The sequence below is a fragment of the Eubacteriaceae bacterium Marseille-Q4139 genome (assembly GCA_018223415.1).
Taxonomy (GTDB): domain Bacteria; phylum Bacillota; class Clostridia; order Lachnospirales; family Lachnospiraceae; genus CABSIM01.
This window is the reverse complement of sequence record JAGTTQ010000001.1, coordinates 475,700-490,652: the sequence shown is the minus strand read 5'-3', so window position 1 is coordinate 490,652 and position 14,953 is coordinate 475,700. Positions and strand designations below refer to the sequence as shown.

General features: G+C 52.7%; 13 protein-coding genes. All 13 read left to right on the top strand.

All coding sequences use genetic code 11. The features are described 5' to 3' along the window. The first annotated feature begins 67 nt into the window (after positions 1 to 67). The 13 genes from KE531_02370 to KE531_02310 all read left to right on the top strand — a co-directional run bounded on the left by KE531_02370 (position 68) and on the right by KE531_02310 (position 14,898). Complete coding sequence (locus KE531_02370) at positions 68 to 2,101, top strand: GGDEF domain-containing protein (protein ID MBR9952478.1); 2,034 nt, start codon at positions 68 to 70, stop codon at positions 2,099 to 2,101. Positions 2,102 to 2,104: 3 nt separating this feature from the next. Further along, positions 2,105 to 3,028 carry a LysR family transcriptional regulator gene (locus KE531_02365; protein ID MBR9952477.1) on the top strand — a complete coding sequence of 308 codons (924 nt, stop codon included), beginning with the start codon at positions 2,105 to 2,107 and terminating at the stop codon, positions 3,026 to 3,028. A 293-nt stretch (positions 3,029 to 3,321) separates the two neighbouring features. Beyond that, entirely contained in the window at positions 3,322 to 5,013 is a 1,692-nt protein-coding gene (locus tag KE531_02360) for a peptide ABC transporter substrate-binding protein (GenBank protein ID MBR9952476.1), read from the top strand. Between the two features lie 14 nt (positions 5,014 to 5,027). Continuing rightward, on the top strand, positions 5,028 to 6,998 hold the full coding sequence (locus KE531_02355; protein MBR9952475.1) for a S9 family peptidase: 1,971 nt from the start codon (positions 5,028 to 5,030) through the stop codon (positions 6,996 to 6,998). A gap of 18 nt (positions 6,999 to 7,016) precedes the next feature. Further along, positions 7,017 to 7,940 carry an ABC transporter permease gene (locus tag KE531_02350; protein MBR9952474.1) on the top strand — a complete coding sequence of 308 codons (924 nt, stop codon included), beginning with the start codon at positions 7,017 to 7,019 and terminating at the stop codon, positions 7,938 to 7,940. Between the two features lie 13 nt (positions 7,941 to 7,953). Beyond that, complete coding sequence (locus KE531_02345) at positions 7,954 to 8,880, top strand: ABC transporter permease (GenBank protein ID MBR9952473.1); 927 nt, start codon at positions 7,954 to 7,956, stop codon at positions 8,878 to 8,880. 10 nt (positions 8,881 to 8,890) lie between these two features. Further along, positions 8,891 to 9,898, top strand: a complete 1,008-nt coding sequence (locus tag KE531_02340; GenBank protein MBR9952472.1) for an ABC transporter ATP-binding protein — start codon at positions 8,891 to 8,893, stop codon at positions 9,896 to 9,898. A 1-nt stretch (position 9,899) separates the two neighbouring features. Beyond that, a complete protein-coding gene (locus KE531_02335; protein ID MBR9952471.1) occupies positions 9,900 to 10,913 on the top strand; it encodes a dipeptide ABC transporter ATP-binding protein in 1,014 nt (337 codons plus the stop codon). A gap of 184 nt (positions 10,914 to 11,097) precedes the next feature. Next, a complete protein-coding gene (locus KE531_02330; protein ID MBR9952470.1) occupies positions 11,098 to 11,439 on the top strand; it encodes a helix-turn-helix transcriptional regulator in 342 nt (113 codons plus the stop codon). A 113-nt stretch (positions 11,440 to 11,552) separates the two neighbouring features. Then, positions 11,553 to 11,933 carry a GNAT family N-acetyltransferase gene (locus KE531_02325; protein ID MBR9952469.1) on the top strand — a complete coding sequence of 127 codons (381 nt, stop codon included), beginning with the start codon at positions 11,553 to 11,555 and terminating at the stop codon, positions 11,931 to 11,933. A 305-nt stretch (positions 11,934 to 12,238) separates the two neighbouring features. Beyond that, positions 12,239 to 12,979, top strand: a complete 741-nt coding sequence (locus tag KE531_02320; GenBank protein ID MBR9952468.1) for a carboxymuconolactone decarboxylase family protein — start codon at positions 12,239 to 12,241, stop codon at positions 12,977 to 12,979. A 240-nt stretch (positions 12,980 to 13,219) separates the two neighbouring features. Continuing rightward, positions 13,220 to 13,543, top strand: a complete 324-nt coding sequence (locus KE531_02315) for a helix-turn-helix transcriptional regulator (GenBank protein ID MBR9952467.1) — start codon at positions 13,220 to 13,222, stop codon at positions 13,541 to 13,543. Next, positions 13,540 to 14,898 (top strand): DUF2812 domain-containing protein, encoded by a 1,359-nt coding sequence (locus tag KE531_02310; GenBank protein ID MBR9952466.1) that lies wholly within the window; start codon positions 13,540 to 13,542, stop codon positions 14,896 to 14,898. The genes KE531_02315 and KE531_02310 overlap by 4 nt, the downstream gene beginning before the upstream one ends. The last annotated feature ends 55 nt before the right edge of the window (positions 14,899 to 14,953 follow it).

The window sequence follows — 14,953 nt, the reverse complement described above, 5'->3', positions numbered from 1 at the left end:
ACTTTTGTTATTTGTCTGCGTGCCTGTCGCCTGATGGGAATCTTATCAATTACAAGGAATGGACGGCATGAAATATTTTAAAGGCAGTATGACCTTAAGGGAATCGGTCAGTTTAAGCCTTCTTGCAGGAACCGGCCTGCTGATTCTGGTTATGGCCTGGATTTTAAATAAATTCACATACAGCAGCAATGTTTCAGCGGAAATAAAGTACCTGGAAAGCTCGATGGAACAGATTATTCACTCGGTGGAGCTTAACGAGATACGCGAAGAAGATATGTATGAGATGTTTGAGGCGGATTACTTAAACAGGGCGAATGTCGCTGCGAACTGGTACAGCCGGGCAAAAAACAGGGGCATTGACTGGAACGACATGCTGAATGTCTTGGAAGTAGAAGGGATAAATATTGTTGATGAATACGGCAAAATCGTGGAAAGCAGCAATCCTGAAAACATCGGGCTCAGCTTTCATGAAGACAGGCGCTTGGAAGAGTTTCTGCCGCTGATCGAGGGGCGTTCCGGTGAGGAAAGCCATATTCAGATGGAGCGGTGTCCTGAGGAGACAGGAGAGCGGAAAATTTATGTCGGCGTAAAGCCGGCAGATGAGCCAAAAGGAATGATCCAGCTGGAGATTTCGGCGGAAGCGCTGGAACAGTACGAAAGCCTGGTATCCCTGAAGAACCTCCTGAATTCCATTCCGACAGAGCGCTACCGTTTCCTTTTTGCCCTGGAAAAGGAAACGGAAAAGTTATTGGCCCTGTCAGAAAACAACGAGATGCAGGTGGATTATTCCCTGGAAATGATTCTGGATATGGAAGAAGGGGAGACAAGAACGGATATATATACTTCGGGCAGCACAGGGAAAAAGTGGGCGGCAGTCTGTGTATGCAGGAAGGGGATTATCTACGGATACGCCTCCGACATATCAGGGCTTCATGGGAGAATCCGCGAAAGCTTTATAAGGGGAATGGCTTCCGTGGCCGTTCTTTGTGTATTCGTTCTGCTTTTTGTGTACTGGCTGCTGGGCTATGCCGTCTTAACGGATCTGGAAACCATTACGCAGAAAATGGCCAGATTCATCAATGGGGCAAGTACCGTATATTTTAAGGAGGGGAAAAACAGAGAGATCAAGGAGCTTTCCCAGGATCTGAATAAGCTTGTTTCCGTCATTGAGACAAAGCAAAAACGGCTCTGTACCTTAGCCAATATGTTTGATAAGGGAGTGGCTGCCTATGAGTATTACGTGGATCTCAATCAAATCTTTTGTTCGGACAATCTGATATCCCTGACAGAGCTTTCGGAAGAGGAGGTACATCGAAAGATAAGGTCTGAATATGAGAAGGTGAAGAACGAGCAGGAAGTCTGGAAGGACGGCATTTACAGAGAGGACCGATACCAGACGAAAAGCGGCCGCACGCTGATGGTACACCGGACCTGCCTTCAGAACGCCTCCTATGGCTTTGTCCAGGATATCACAAAAGATATGAACGCAATCCACAGCCTTAATACGAGGCTGTCGGAAGAGATGTCGAAAAATGTAACGGATGCACTGACGGGCCTGTATAATCGAACGAAGCTGGAAGAAGAGGTGCGGCAGATATTCCGGCAGGAAAATCCAAAGGGGATGCTGGTGCTTATCGACCTGGATAACTTTAAAAGAGTGAACGATGAGGCGGGACATGCGGAAGGCGATAAGGTGCTGAAAGCCTTCGGCGGGATTTTAAGCAGGCAGTTCCGTTCCACGGATCTCAAAGTGCGGCTGGGGGGAGACGAGTTTGTGATTTTGCTGCGGGAAGAACTCAGCACGGAGATCATGCAGATGAAGCTGAACCAGTTCCTGAAGGAAGTAAGGACAGAGCTTCAGGAATATTACAGGAGCTATAAGCTGTCGGTCAGTATCGGCGTGGCAGTTATTACGCAGGAGATCCATTCCTATGAAGACCTGTACCGGAATGCTGATGCGGCGATGTATGCGGCAAAGAGGAGCGGAAAAGACGGATTTTATATGAATCTGGAGCAGAATACCTGTATGCGTGAAAACTGTATCCATTGCAGGGCCGTATGTGAGAGGCGAAAGCTGCTGTTTGATGAAAAGGAGGGGTAACGGATGATAAATATTTCCTGGCTGATGCAGTTTTTGGAGGTTACAGACAGAAAAAGCATCAACAAAGCTGCGGAAGAACTCTATATCAGCCAGTCCGTACTCAGCAGAAATATAAAAAAGCTGGAAGAATACATGGGATATCCATTGCTTGTCCGCTCCAATCAGGGAATCCGTCTGACAAAAGAAGGACGGCTGTTATATCAGTGCAGCATGCCCCTGAAAGAGGAGATAAAGACCATTGAGCTGCTGCGGAAAAAGAAAGAAGTGATGGGATGTTCCGAGCTTCACATCTATTTGTTTTCGCTTTTGCTGAAGTCTGAGCTGCTGCTCGATTATGTTTCCGGGGACAACGGCGATTCGATCATATTAAAGATTTATGAAACGAAGCTGATGGACTTGCTGCAAGGCGTTCAGGACGATGAGTTCGGAGTGGGAATTGCGGTATTAAGTGATCCGGAAGTCGCGGCCCTGGAGAACAAAGTATCACAAAGCTCTCTTACTATGGAGGTTTTGGATCAGGGCGGGCTGTATCTCCAGGTTCGGGAATCCTGCACAGACTTTGACCGGCAGGAGAGGCTGCCGGAAGATCGTTTAAAAGATATGCGGTACATCCATCTGGATCTGGACATATATTCCATTCTGCGTCTTGGAATTAAGATCAATGGGGTGCCGCTGACAAGCCTGAAACAGGTGATACAGGTCAACAGCTATTCTGCCATGATGGGGCTTCTGGCTGAGACAAACAGTTTCAGCTTTGGAAGCAAGTGGCAGGCAGACGAGATGAAGCGCCATGGGATCAAATGCATTGAGATCCCCGATGCGGAGACGAAAATGAACCTGGTTCTGTTTTTGAATAGCCAGGCCGTTTCTTTGGAGGCCAGGGCATTTGTAAACATACTGAAAAGAGCATACCATCTGCTTCCATGACGGCTGGGTCTGCCGTCTGGCCGCATCCAATAAGTCCGGGAGATTTCCCGGATTTATTGCATATGCAGGCATTCAAACCGCATATCAACTGATGAAATCGCCTCTTTTTCGGCATTCTGCCGGATTTTTCCTTGAATCCCACCAATATTTCTATGCAGAAACACTTGAATTATTATGCGAACTAATGTATAATATGCATAATTTGCCGGAGAAATATCCTATGGGCCAGAGAGACAGGAGCCGTTCCTGACAGGCCGGAGCCGGCAGACAAGAAATACGAGGAGGACAGGTTTATGAAAAAACAGTTTTTAGCCGTTCTGCTTTCTGCGTCCATGTGCGCGGGACTTCTGGCAGGCTGCGGGAGCAGCAGCGAGGGACAGACAGAGGCAGATACGAAGACAGAAGCAGGAACCAATGAAGGCGGCAGCGAGACTGCCGAAGACGGAGAACCAGTCGAGGTGACGGTCGGCGTTGCCCAGCAGTTTACGACTCTGGATCCGGGCCTTTCCACGGAGACCGTGAACCGCTATGCCATTGCCCACATGTATTCCGGCCTCTATAAGAAGCTGGAAGACGGAAGCGTCGTTCCGGAGCTGGCGGCCGAAGAGGCCGAAGTCAGTGAGGACGGCCTGACCTACACCGTTAAAATAAAAGAAGGGCTTACCTGGAGCGACGGCGAGCCGGTTACGGCCAATGATTTCGTCTACGCCGTCAACAGGAACCTGACATACGGCGCAGAAAACGGTTTCGTCACCGACAAGCTTGTGAGATACTTAGAGGGTGCCGAAGAATACCTTGCCGACACAGAAGTGGATCTTTCCACCTTCTCCTTTGCAGGCGTGGAAGCCCTTGACGACACGACGGTAGTCTACCATTTAAAGACGCCGTGTGCCTTCTTTACCGGCCTTCTCTGCGGCAGCGCGTTCCTTCCGCTGCGGGAAGACGTGGCAGAGCCTGGCTTCAGCGAGTGGTCCGTAGAGCCGGGATATCCGGTAACAGGCGCTTATGTGCTGGATTACTGCAATGAAAACGAAAAAGTTGTCCTTACGAAGAATGAAAATTACTACGATGCAGAAAATGTGACCGTAGATCAGATCACGTTCCAGGTTATGCCGGATATGGATGCCCAGGCGGCAGCCTTCAAAACAGGCGACATTGACGCGGCCCTTTCCATCAACGCCTCCATCGTCGCCACTTATGAAAATCCGGAAGAGCTCTGGAACCGTCCGCAGCAGTCGGTTTACTCCATCGACTTAAACTCCGGCGAAACCGGCCCTGAGGCATTAAAGGATGTCAATGTCCGCCGTGCTCTTGCCGTTGCCATCAACCGCGAGGAAATCGTAAAAGCTATCAACGCCGGCGACTTCTACACCCCGCTTTACGGCTATGTGCCCCACGGCATGATGGGTGCAGAGAAGGATTTCCGCGAAGAGTCCGACGAGAAGCAGAAATTCCAGGAGTACGATCCGGAGTTAGCAAAAGAGCTGCTTGCAGAAGCCGGCTATGACGAGTCCAACCCGCTGACGCTGCGCTACAAATACTCCAACAACTCCATCCACGCAGACGTTGCCCAGATGCTTGAGCAGATGTGGAAAGCCGTCGGCGTCAACATCGAACTGGATGTGGTGGAGTCCGGCGTGTTCTACGATCAGGTAGACCAGGGCGATTTCGATCTGGCGCGCTACGGCCTGTCCTGTACCAACGACCCGTCCGAGTTCTTAAACCAGTGGACAAAGGCCATGCAGCCGGTACCGGCCGTGGCTGACGACGCTTATGACCAGATGATGACGGATGTCACAAAGATCATCGACCGCACCGATTACATGAACGAGCTTCACGAGATTGAGAAATACCTGGTAGAAGATCAGGTATATGTCATCCCGCTCTTCGACTTCAACGAGCCGGCCTTAAAGAGCGAGCACTTAAAGGGCGTTTACATGGTACCGGGCGATGTACCGGTTTATTCCTACGCATATTTTGAATAAAGCAGGAGAATGGTATGGAAAGCATAAAAATCGACGATTTGCTCAAATTTAAGTTTTTATCCGGAGTTGCGGCGTCGCCGTCCGGGAAAAAGGCAGCCTTTCTTGTAAAGCAGGCATGCCGGAAAAAAAACGGCTATGATTCTTGGGTCTATATCGTGGATTTTGGCACAAAAGAAGTCAGGAAACTGACTTCTTTTGGCGCTGAAACCCTTCTTTCCTTTGACAGCGAGGACGCGCTTCTCTTCGCATCGTCAAGAAAGCATGAAGACCGGCCGGAAAAAAATCAGGAAAAAACCGTATTTTACAGGCTCCCGCTCCAGGGAGGCGAGGCCGTGCGCGCCTTTGAGCTTCCCTATTCGGTGGGCAGTATCAAAAAAATGGATGACGGCGTCTACGTCTTTTCGGCTGTCGTGGACTTAAATAAGCCGTCAGAGGAAGAGAAACTGAAGGAATATCAGGACTATCACATTTTAGAAGAGCTCCCCTACTGGGAAAACGGCGCTTATTTCGTGTCCCGCTTCCGCAATTCCCTGTTCCTGTTTGACGAAAACGCTGGCGGGGCGGAGAAAATCCGCAAGGTGACGGAGGATTTATTTGCCGTTGACGGCTTCCGGACAGAGGGGGATGCCATCGTCTATACCGGCGCCGCCTATGACAGGCTGCTTCCGAAGACAAAGGGACTTTATTCCTATAATAAAAAGACGGGCGAGACGAAGACGCTGGTGGAGCCGGATAAGCTGCGGATCGGCCTTTTCGACTGCGCCGGAGACCGCATCGTATTTGCAGGGAGCGCCATGGACCATCATGGATCCGGCCAGTACCCGGACATCTACGTGTGGGAAAACGGCCATACGGACTTTGCGGCCAGGTTCGGCCATTCGGTAGGCTCTGTCCCCACCAGCGACATTATGTTAGGCGGCGGCGAAAAGTTTTTGGCCTGCGGACAGAAGGCATACTTTACGGCATGCGTCGGAACACGCGGGGAACTGTACCGGTATGAAAACGGGGCGGTGGAAAAGGCCTTTGACTTTGACGGGGCCATCGACTGCTTTGCTGCCTGTGAAGGCGGTTTTGTCTTTGTGGGACGGACACCGGGAAAGCTTCAGGAGCTTTATCTGTACCATGAAGAGAGCGGTGTCTGCGAACAGCTTACCCATATCAATGAAGCTGCGTTTGACGGAAAATACGTGGGCGAGCTTCACGATGCCGGCTTTACGGATTCCGACGGCGTCCATATCGACGGATGGGTGATTCTCCCGAAGGACTACGACCCCAATAAGAAATACCCGGCCATTTTGGACATGCACGGCGGCCCGCGGGTGGCCTTTGGAACCACGCTGTTCCATGAGATGCAGACCTTTGCCGGAAACGGCTATTTCGTGTTCTTATGCAATCCGAGAGGCGCCGACGGACGTGACGATGATTTCGCCGACCTGCGCGGAAAATACGGCACTGTTGACTTTAAGGATTTCATGGAATTCACCGACCATGTGTTAAAGCTCTATCCGGCCATCGACGAAAAGCGCCTTGGCGTCACCGGCGGAAGCTACGGCGGCTGGATGACCAACTGGATCATCGGCCATACCGACCGGTTCGCGGCTGCCGTCAGCCAGAGAAGCTTTTCCAACTGGCTTTCGGATTTTGGGTGCAGTGAGATCGGCTTTTCCTTTGACGTGGACGAAAACGGCGGAAAGACGCCGTGGACGGCTCCGAAGGAGCTCTGGGAGCGTTCGCCGGTGGCCTACGCCGATAAGGCAAAAACTCCGACCTTATTTATCCACTCCTTAAAGGACTACAACTGTCCCCTTTCCGAGGGCATGCAGATGTTTGCGGCCTTAAAATACCACGGCGTGCCGTCGAAAGCCTTCCTCTTTGAGGGGGAGAACCATGAGCTTTCCAGAAGCGGGAAGCCGCTCCACAGGATGCGCCGGCTTTCTGAGATGACGGCCTGGTTTGACAAATATTTAAAGGGCCTTGACGACTAAAGAAGGAGACGTGACAGGATGTTAAGATACATTGCAAAGCGTCTGGCAGTCGGCGTCGTGACGCTGTTTCTGCTGGCGACCATCACCTTTTTCCTCATGCATATCATCCCGGGTTCGCCGTTTGCCGGCGACACGGTGAAGCTTCCGGCAAAGGTGATTGAAAAGCTGTATGAAAAATACGGCCTCGACAAGCCGGTCACGGAGCAGTATGTGGTGTACATGAAAAACCTGCTCCATGGGGATTTCGGCGTCTCCATCTACCGGAAAGGAAAAGACATTGAAAAAATCATCGCCTCTGGCCTTCCCTACACGGCGAAGCTGGGCGCCGTGAGCTTCTGCTTTGCCATGGTGACAGGCATTTTTATGGGCACGGTGGCGGCGTTTTCCAAGCGGAAATGGGTGTCGAACCTGGTGCTGTTTCTGGCGACGGTGGGCGTCAGCATGCCGGGATTTTTGCTCTCGGTGCTTTTAATGCTGTTATTCGGCGTAGTGCTCCAGTGGCTGCCCTTTGTGGGCCTTACCTCGCCGCTCCACTACATCCTGCCGGCAGCCGGAATCGCCTTTTACCCGATCTCCATGATCGCAAGGCTGGTGCGTTCAAGCCTCAGAGAGGTCATGCGCCAGGACTACATGGTGCTGGCAAAATCCAAGGGCACGCCGGAAAAGCTGGTGATCTGGCGCCATGGGCTGAAAAACGCCATGCTGCCGGTCATCACCTACGCCGGCCCCTTGATCGCCACGATGCTCACGGGAAGCTTTGTCATCGAAAGCTTATATTCGATTCCCGGCATCGGCGCGGAATTTGTCACCAGCATTACGAACCGTGACTACACGATGATTATGGCGCTTACGATCCTCTACGGCTCGTTTATCATTGTCGCCAACATCATCACGGACATTTTAAACGCGCTCATTGACCCGCGGATCAAGCTTGGCAGATAGGAGGCATGACGACATGACAGAGACGAAAGAAATGCTCGACGACTCTCTCTTTGAGAAGCTGTCGGACAGTGAAAAAAATACGGAATTCATCGCCATGGAAAGCAAGACCTATCTGCGTGACGCGTGGGACTGCTTTAAAAAGAACAGGCTGGCCCTGGCCGGCCTCATTTTCCTGGGAGTTATGATTGTTTTGGCGATTGTCGTACCGATGGTATCGCCCTACACCTACGACGCTCAGGATCTGGATCTGAGAAATGCCCTTCCGTCGGCCGCCCATCCGTTAGGGACCGACAAGCTGGGCCGCGACATCCTCGTGCGGCTGATGTTCGGCGCCAGAATCAGCCTGGCCGTCGGCTTTGTGGCAGCGTTTTTGAACCTGATTATCGGCGTAGTCTACGGCGGCATTGCCGGATACGCCGGCGGCAAGGTGGACATGGTGATGATGCGGATCGTGGACTGCATCTACTCGATCCCCTCCATGCTGTACGTGATTTTAATCATGATGGTGTTCGGCTCCAACATCGGCTCCGTGCTCCTTGGAATCTGCATTTCCTCCTGGATCGGCATGGCAAGGCAGGTGCGTACCCAGGTACAGACCTTAAAGCAGCAGGAGTTTGCCCTGGCGGCTTACGTCATCGGCGCCGGCCGTGCGCGGATCCTCTTTAAGCACCTGATCATCAACTGCATGGGCCCGATCATCGTTTCCACGACGCTCATGGTGCCGGACGCGATTTTTACGGAGTCCTTCCTGGCCTTCATCGGCATCGGCATTTCCCTGCCGCAGGCAAGCTGGGGAACCTTGGCCAGCGAGGCCCGCTCCGTGATCCAGAGCTATCCCCTTCAGATTGTATGGCCGGTGGCAGCCATCTGCCTCACCGTCCTTTCCTTAAACTTTATCGGTGACGGCGTCGGCGAGGCGTTAGACCCGAAGAACCGTTAGGAGGTGCGAGATGGCATTACTGGAAGTAAAAGATTTGCATGTAGATTTTGAAACCGACCAGGGAACCGTCCATGCGGTGCGCGGCATCTCCTTTTCGGTCGGGGAGTCGGAGGCCGTCGGCATCGTCGGCGAGTCGGGGAGCGGAAAGAGCGTTACCATGTATTCGGTCATGGGACTGCTTGCGAGAAACGGCTCCATCACCGAAGGAAGCGTGAAATTTGGGAGACAGGAAATCACCGAGGCCGCCTTCCCGAACCACAAGGCGTATGAGGCCTGCATGAACCAGATCCGCGGAAATGAGATGTCCATGATTTTCCAGGATCCGATGACATTTTTAAACCCGGTGGTAAAGATTGGAAAACAGATCACCGAGGTCATTAAAAACCACAATAAGGTGAGCGATGCCGAGGCGAGGACGCGGGCTATTGAGCTCATGCGCCAGGTGGGGATCCCGTCCCCGGAAAAACGATTAAACCAGTATCCCCACGAGTTCTCCGGCGGCATGCGCCAGAGGATTATCATCGCCATTGCATTGGCCTGCAACCCGAAGCTCATCATCGCCGATGAGCCGACGACGGCCCTTGACGTGACGATCCAGGCACAGGTTCTCGACCTCATTAAAGATATGAAAAACAAGCTGGATTCCTCGGTCATCATGATTACCCATGACCTTGGTGTCGTCGCCAGCTTATGCGACCGGATCCTTATCATGTACGGCGGGAAGATTGTGGAGACGGGGAGCGACAGGGAAATTTTCTATGAGCCGAAGCACCCGTACACCATGGGACTTCTCCGGTGCGTCCATAATCCGGAGAAGAAGGATAAATTAAAGCCCATCGCCGGATCGCCGCCGGATCTTTTAAAGCCGCCGGCCGGCTGCCCGTTTGTGGACCGGTGCCCGGAGGCCATGAAAATCTGCAAAATGCAGATGCCGCCGGTGACAACGTATTCTGAGACGCATCAGTGTGCCTGCTGGCTGGAAGAGGCGAGAAAGAGAAAGGGGGAGCAGAATGGCTGATATGGAAGGAAAGAAGCCGGGAGCGGCAGACGGAAGGCCGCTGCTCTCCGTGGAACATTTAAAGACGTATTTTGACGTGACAAAGGGGATTTTTTCCAAAAGGCAGATCGTAAAGGCCGTGGACGATGTGAGCTTTTCCGTCGGCGAGGGCGAAACCTTTGGCCTCGTGGGCGAGTCCGGCTGTGGAAAGTCCACACTGGGGCGGACGTTAGTAAAAATTTACCCGGCCACGTCGGGAAGGATCCTATATAAAGGAAAGGACATTGCGAACCTTCACGGCGAGGAAGAAAAAGCTTTCCGGAAGGAAGTCCAGATGATTTTCCAGGATCCCTACGCATCCTTAAATCCCAGGATGACCGTCGGAGAGATCATCAAGGAGCCCATGGAGATCCACGGGATCTTAAACTCCGCAAAGGAGCGCGAGGAGCGGGCGGCTGAGCTTTTAAAGACCGTAGGCTTAAAGCCGGATCATATCCGCCGCTATCCCCACGAGTTTTCCGGCGGACAGAGGCAGAGGATTTCCATCGCAAGGACGCTGGCGTTAAATCCGAAATTTATCATCTGCGACGAGCCGATTTCGGCTCTGGACGTGTCCATCCAGGCGCAGATCATCAACCTGCTCCAGGAAATCCAGCAGGAGATGGGGATTTCCTACCTGTTTGTTGCCCATGACTTAAGCATGGTAAACTATATTTCCCACCGGATCGGCGTCATGTACCTGGGACACCTGGTGGAAGTGGGAGAGGCCGATGAGCTTTACGGGAACCCGATCCATCCCTACACGAAGGCGCTTCTTTCTGCCATCCCGATCCCGGATCCCGATGTGGCAAAGGCGAGATCGAGGATCCGCCTGGAGGGCGAGCTTCCGACGCCCATCAATCCGCCGGCCGGCTGCCCGTTTGCAGGGCGCTGTCCATATGCCGATGAGCAGTGCAGGAAGGAGCTGCCGCCGATGGAGGACTTTGGCGGGCATATGGCGGCCTGCTGGCATGTGAAGGAAGCGGCAAAGGTATAAAGCGCAGAATTTCCGGATTTTAACCGAAACCCGATTTGACTTTTTTCACAAATTCTGGTATATTGAGTCCAATTCAGACACGGTTCAAACGGCAGGCGCAGGCACCTTGCGCCTGCCATCCAATCAGATACCAGGAAAGGAAGCAGTCAAAATCTCTAGGAAAGAAAACAACATCGGAAAGTACGTGCAGCAGGAGAGAAGAAAGAAAGGTATCACACAGGAAAAACTGGCGGAGTACACGGGAATCTCGTGGAGCGCCATCAGCCGCTTTGAAACAGGCCAGAGCATGCTGAGCGTGGAGCGGCTTTTAAAAATCGTTGAGGCGTTGGATATCGGAATCGAGGCCGTCTTCTGCGATTACGTGAAAATCGTGCCGGACATGGAAAATGAAACGACCCGGGAGATCCTGAAGCTCATAAACGGCTGTGATGACAGGGAAAAGCAGTACCTGTTAGAGAGCCTCCGGGTGCGCCTGGAGTGCATCCGCGGCACGATGTACAGGGGGCATGGCCTGAAAAGAGAGTAATTTTCCAGAACGCCGGCACTGTGCAGAGCTGGTTTAGCGCCGGGCCGCAGCAAAACACCGCGCGCCCTCAATGAAAGAGCATGCAGCAGACAGCAGGAAAGAAGGAGGCAGAAATGGAATACCGCATCGATGATCAGGCGCTTTCCGCCGAAAGGTTCCTCCCGTTTGTCAACCAGGTCTGGCCTGGGAACTACGACGTGGAAAAAACAGAGCAGGCATTAAAAAAGACGGTCAATATCACCGCATACGACGGCGGCACGCTGGTTGGCTGTCTCCGGCTCCTTACGGACGGCTGTTTTTTCGGCACCATTACAGAGCTTCTCGTCCTTCCCCAATATCAGAGGCAGGGGATCGGAAGCAGTCTTCTTGGGCTTGCAAAGGAGCATACCCCGACCATGCTGTATTTCGGGGCGCAGCCAGGGTTAGAGGGATTTTATGAAAAGAACGGATGCAGACGGAGCCTCCAGTCCTACATCATAGAAAAGGACGGATGAGACAGCCGGAAGCGCCATACAGGTTCCGCAGGAGAGCAGCTTGTTCCCTGCGGGCCTTTTTTCTTTATGCCATGCTTTTTGCGGCGCCAGTTTGCCAGACGATACTTTCCAGGCATGCCAAACGATAAAAACCAGGTATTAGACATTTGAGACGGCCGGGATTAAAATAAAGATGTACCGGGAAAGCTGCATATCTGATTCGAAAAGAGCGCTGCGGCCTTCCTATCCGGTACGCCCGCAGAAGATTGGTTTCGCCGGCAGGAAATTCAGATAAGAGAAATTTCGCAGAAACGGAGGAAATGGATATGGCAGTAAAACAGACGGCAGGACGCAGGGATCTTGGGGAGTTTGCCCCGAAGTTTGCAGAGCTCAACGATGATGTACTTTTCGGAGAGGTGTGGAGCCGGGAGGAGGCGCTCTCCCTCAGGGACCGCTCCCTGGTTACGGTTACAGCCCTGATGGCACAGGGGCTTGTGGACTCTTCGTTCCAGTTCCACCTGATGTCCGCAAAGGCAAACGGGATCACGGGAGAGGAGATTGCGGAAATTCTTACCCACGCGGCCTTTTATGCAGGCTGGCCGAAGGCATGGGCGGCTTTCCGCATGGCAAAAGAGGTGTGGAAGGACGAGGCGCCGGGAACGGGCCGCGGCGGCCTGTTTGGCCTTGGAGGGAAAAACGACGCATACGCACAGTATTTCGTGGGCCAGAGCTATTTAAAGCCCCTTGCAAGAGAAGGCGGAGTCGCAGCGGCAAATGTGACGTTTGAGCCGGGCTGCCGCAACAACTGGCACATCCATCGTGCAGACAAAGGCGGCGGCCAGATCCTTTTGTGCACCGAGGGCCGCGGCTGGTACCAGGAGTGGGGCAAGGAAGCGAGGGAGCTCCATGCCGGAGATGCCGTGGAAATCCCGGCAGGCGTAAAGCACTGGCACGGAGCAGCAAAGGATAGCTGGTTCTCCCATCTGGCTGTTGAAATCCCGGGAGAAAATGCCGCCAATGAGTGGCTGGAGCCGGTATCCGATGAAGATTATTCCCGTCTTCCGTAAATTGAAGATAGCAGAAAACTGCGCCGGATGCAGACGATGTGTCCGGCGCTTTTTTATATGGTAAAAAACAAACATATGTTCTAAAAACCTCTTGACATTGTCGATATTCGATATTATAATAGAATCAGAATAACGATATTCGATATTGCAGTCAGATGACTGTGGTACAAAAGACTGTCCGGCAGGCGGATAAAACCTGCCGCCTGGCTGGGACAGAACAGACAGAAAGGGGCGCTTCAGATGGCGAGAGAAAAATTCCGGACGCTCACGGAGCAGATGTTTTATATCCTTTTAAGCCTCGTGACGGAGTGCTGCGGCGTTGATGTTATGGAACGTGTGGAGAAAATGACAGGGGGCCGTGTGGCTGTCGGGCCTGGAACCTTATATAACCTGCTGGAAAACTTTCAGGAAGCAGAGATGATCCGTGAGACGAAGGTGGAAGGGCGAAGGCGCAGCTACGTGATTACGGAACAGGGGCGGAAGGTGCTCTCAGAAGAATATGGGAGACTTGGCCGCATGCGGGAGGATTACAGGAAAACCTTCGGAGAGGGGGACGGAGAATGAAAAAAGAAAAACTCAGGATAGAAAACTTCTTATTTTACGATGCGGCTGGAATTGAAGCGCATTTGGAAAAAATGGCAGAAAAGGGATGGCTGATTAAACAGATTACGCCGTTTTTCTGGGTCTACAAGCGGATAGAACCGGAACATCTCCGGTTTTCCGTGGCTTATTTTCCGGATGCCTCGGATTTTGACCCGGCTCCGCCCGAGGGTCAGAAGACGTTTTATGAATACTGCCTTGAGGCCGGATGGGAGCCTGCGGTTCAGTGGGCCCAGATGCAGGTTTTTTACACCCGGAAGGAGAATCCGGTGCCCATAGAGACAGAGGCCCAGGTAAAGCTAAAAGCCGTCCACCGCGCGATGAAAAAGAACTTTATCCCGTCCAATGTGGTGCTTTTGGCCGTCCTGCTTTTGGAGCTTTTGTTCCAGTGCTCCTTATTTTTGTCGGATCCCATCGGGACGTTATCGAGACCGGGAAGCGTTGCTGTAATTCCGCTTTTCTTCCTGCTGATTCTGTATATGGGCTCTGGGCTGGCAGGATATGCCGTCTGGTACGTCCGCTCAAAACGGGCGGCTGCGGAGGGCGGAGACTGCCTTCCCGGGGCGCCGGGGGCCCGGAGTGCAGGACGAGGGCTCTTAATCCTTGCTTTGCTGGCAGCCGCTTTTGCAGTTGTGTACAGCTTCCAGGGAGCGATGTATTTTGCCGTGTTTGCCATTACCGCCGTATTATATTTTATGCTGGGTGCCGCAATTTTTAAAATACGGGAGATGATGAAAGAACGGGGCGTTTCCCGCAGGCTGAACCAGCTTATAACCTTTTGTTCTGCCGCTGTCCTTGCCGTTGGGCTGGTCGCTTTCCTGAGCGTCATGATTTTTCGGATGGTGACAAGCGGACGGTATGGAAAGGGCACGGAGCCCATGCCGCTGACGGTCGAGGCACTGACGGATGAAAATTTTACAGAAGGCGCCTCCTACTCGAGAGAGTGGCAGCTTGACAGTACGATCTTTCTGGCGGTGGGAACGGGCAGGCAGTACAGCAGGAAAGAAGCGCCGGGACTTTCCTACCAGATAGCCGAAGTGCGTTTTTCCCCATTCCTTTCGATGGTATGGGCAGAAATGCTGGAGCCGTATCCGGTGCCGGGGGAAGAGGACGAACTCTGGCATTATCAGTGGGAAACATGGGAAGAGCCGGGACTGGGAGCCGACGCGGCCTGCCGTTTAAAGGCGCGGGAAGGAGAATGGACGGACCGCTATCTGGCAAGATGGGGGAACCGGATCATATCCCTGGATTTCGGGTGGAGCCCGGATGCGGAGACCTTAAAAGAGGCCTTTGAGTTTTTAAGGGAACTGGATTTATAGGAGAATGCGGAAGATTTTTGCATATGGATGCATATTCCCCCGGCTGCCGGCCCAT

Coding starts and splice junctions, on each gene's coding strand:
- KE531_02310 (MBR9952466.1), top strand. CDS start 13,540: ATGAAAAAAGAAAAACTCAGGATAGAAAACTTCTTATTTTACGATGCG.
- KE531_02355 (MBR9952475.1), top strand. CDS start 5,028: ATGGAAAGCATAAAAATCGACGATTTGCTCAAATTTAAGTTTTTATCC.
- KE531_02370 (MBR9952478.1), top strand. CDS start 68: ATGAAATATTTTAAAGGCAGTATGACCTTAAGGGAATCGGTCAGTTTA.
- KE531_02320 (MBR9952468.1), top strand. CDS start 12,239: ATGGCAGTAAAACAGACGGCAGGACGCAGGGATCTTGGGGAGTTTGCC.
- KE531_02350 (MBR9952474.1), top strand. CDS start 7,017: ATGTTAAGATACATTGCAAAGCGTCTGGCAGTCGGCGTCGTGACGCTG.
- KE531_02345 (MBR9952473.1), top strand. CDS start 7,954: ATGACAGAGACGAAAGAAATGCTCGACGACTCTCTCTTTGAGAAGCTG.
- KE531_02365 (MBR9952477.1), top strand. CDS start 2,105: ATGATAAATATTTCCTGGCTGATGCAGTTTTTGGAGGTTACAGACAGA.
- KE531_02360 (MBR9952476.1), top strand. CDS start 3,322: ATGAAAAAACAGTTTTTAGCCGTTCTGCTTTCTGCGTCCATGTGCGCG.
- KE531_02315 (MBR9952467.1), top strand. CDS start 13,220: ATGGCGAGAGAAAAATTCCGGACGCTCACGGAGCAGATGTTTTATATC.
- KE531_02340 (MBR9952472.1), top strand. CDS start 8,891: ATGGCATTACTGGAAGTAAAAGATTTGCATGTAGATTTTGAAACCGAC.
- KE531_02335 (MBR9952471.1), top strand. CDS start 9,900: ATGGAAGGAAAGAAGCCGGGAGCGGCAGACGGAAGGCCGCTGCTCTCC.
- KE531_02325 (MBR9952469.1), top strand. CDS start 11,553: ATGGAATACCGCATCGATGATCAGGCGCTTTCCGCCGAAAGGTTCCTC.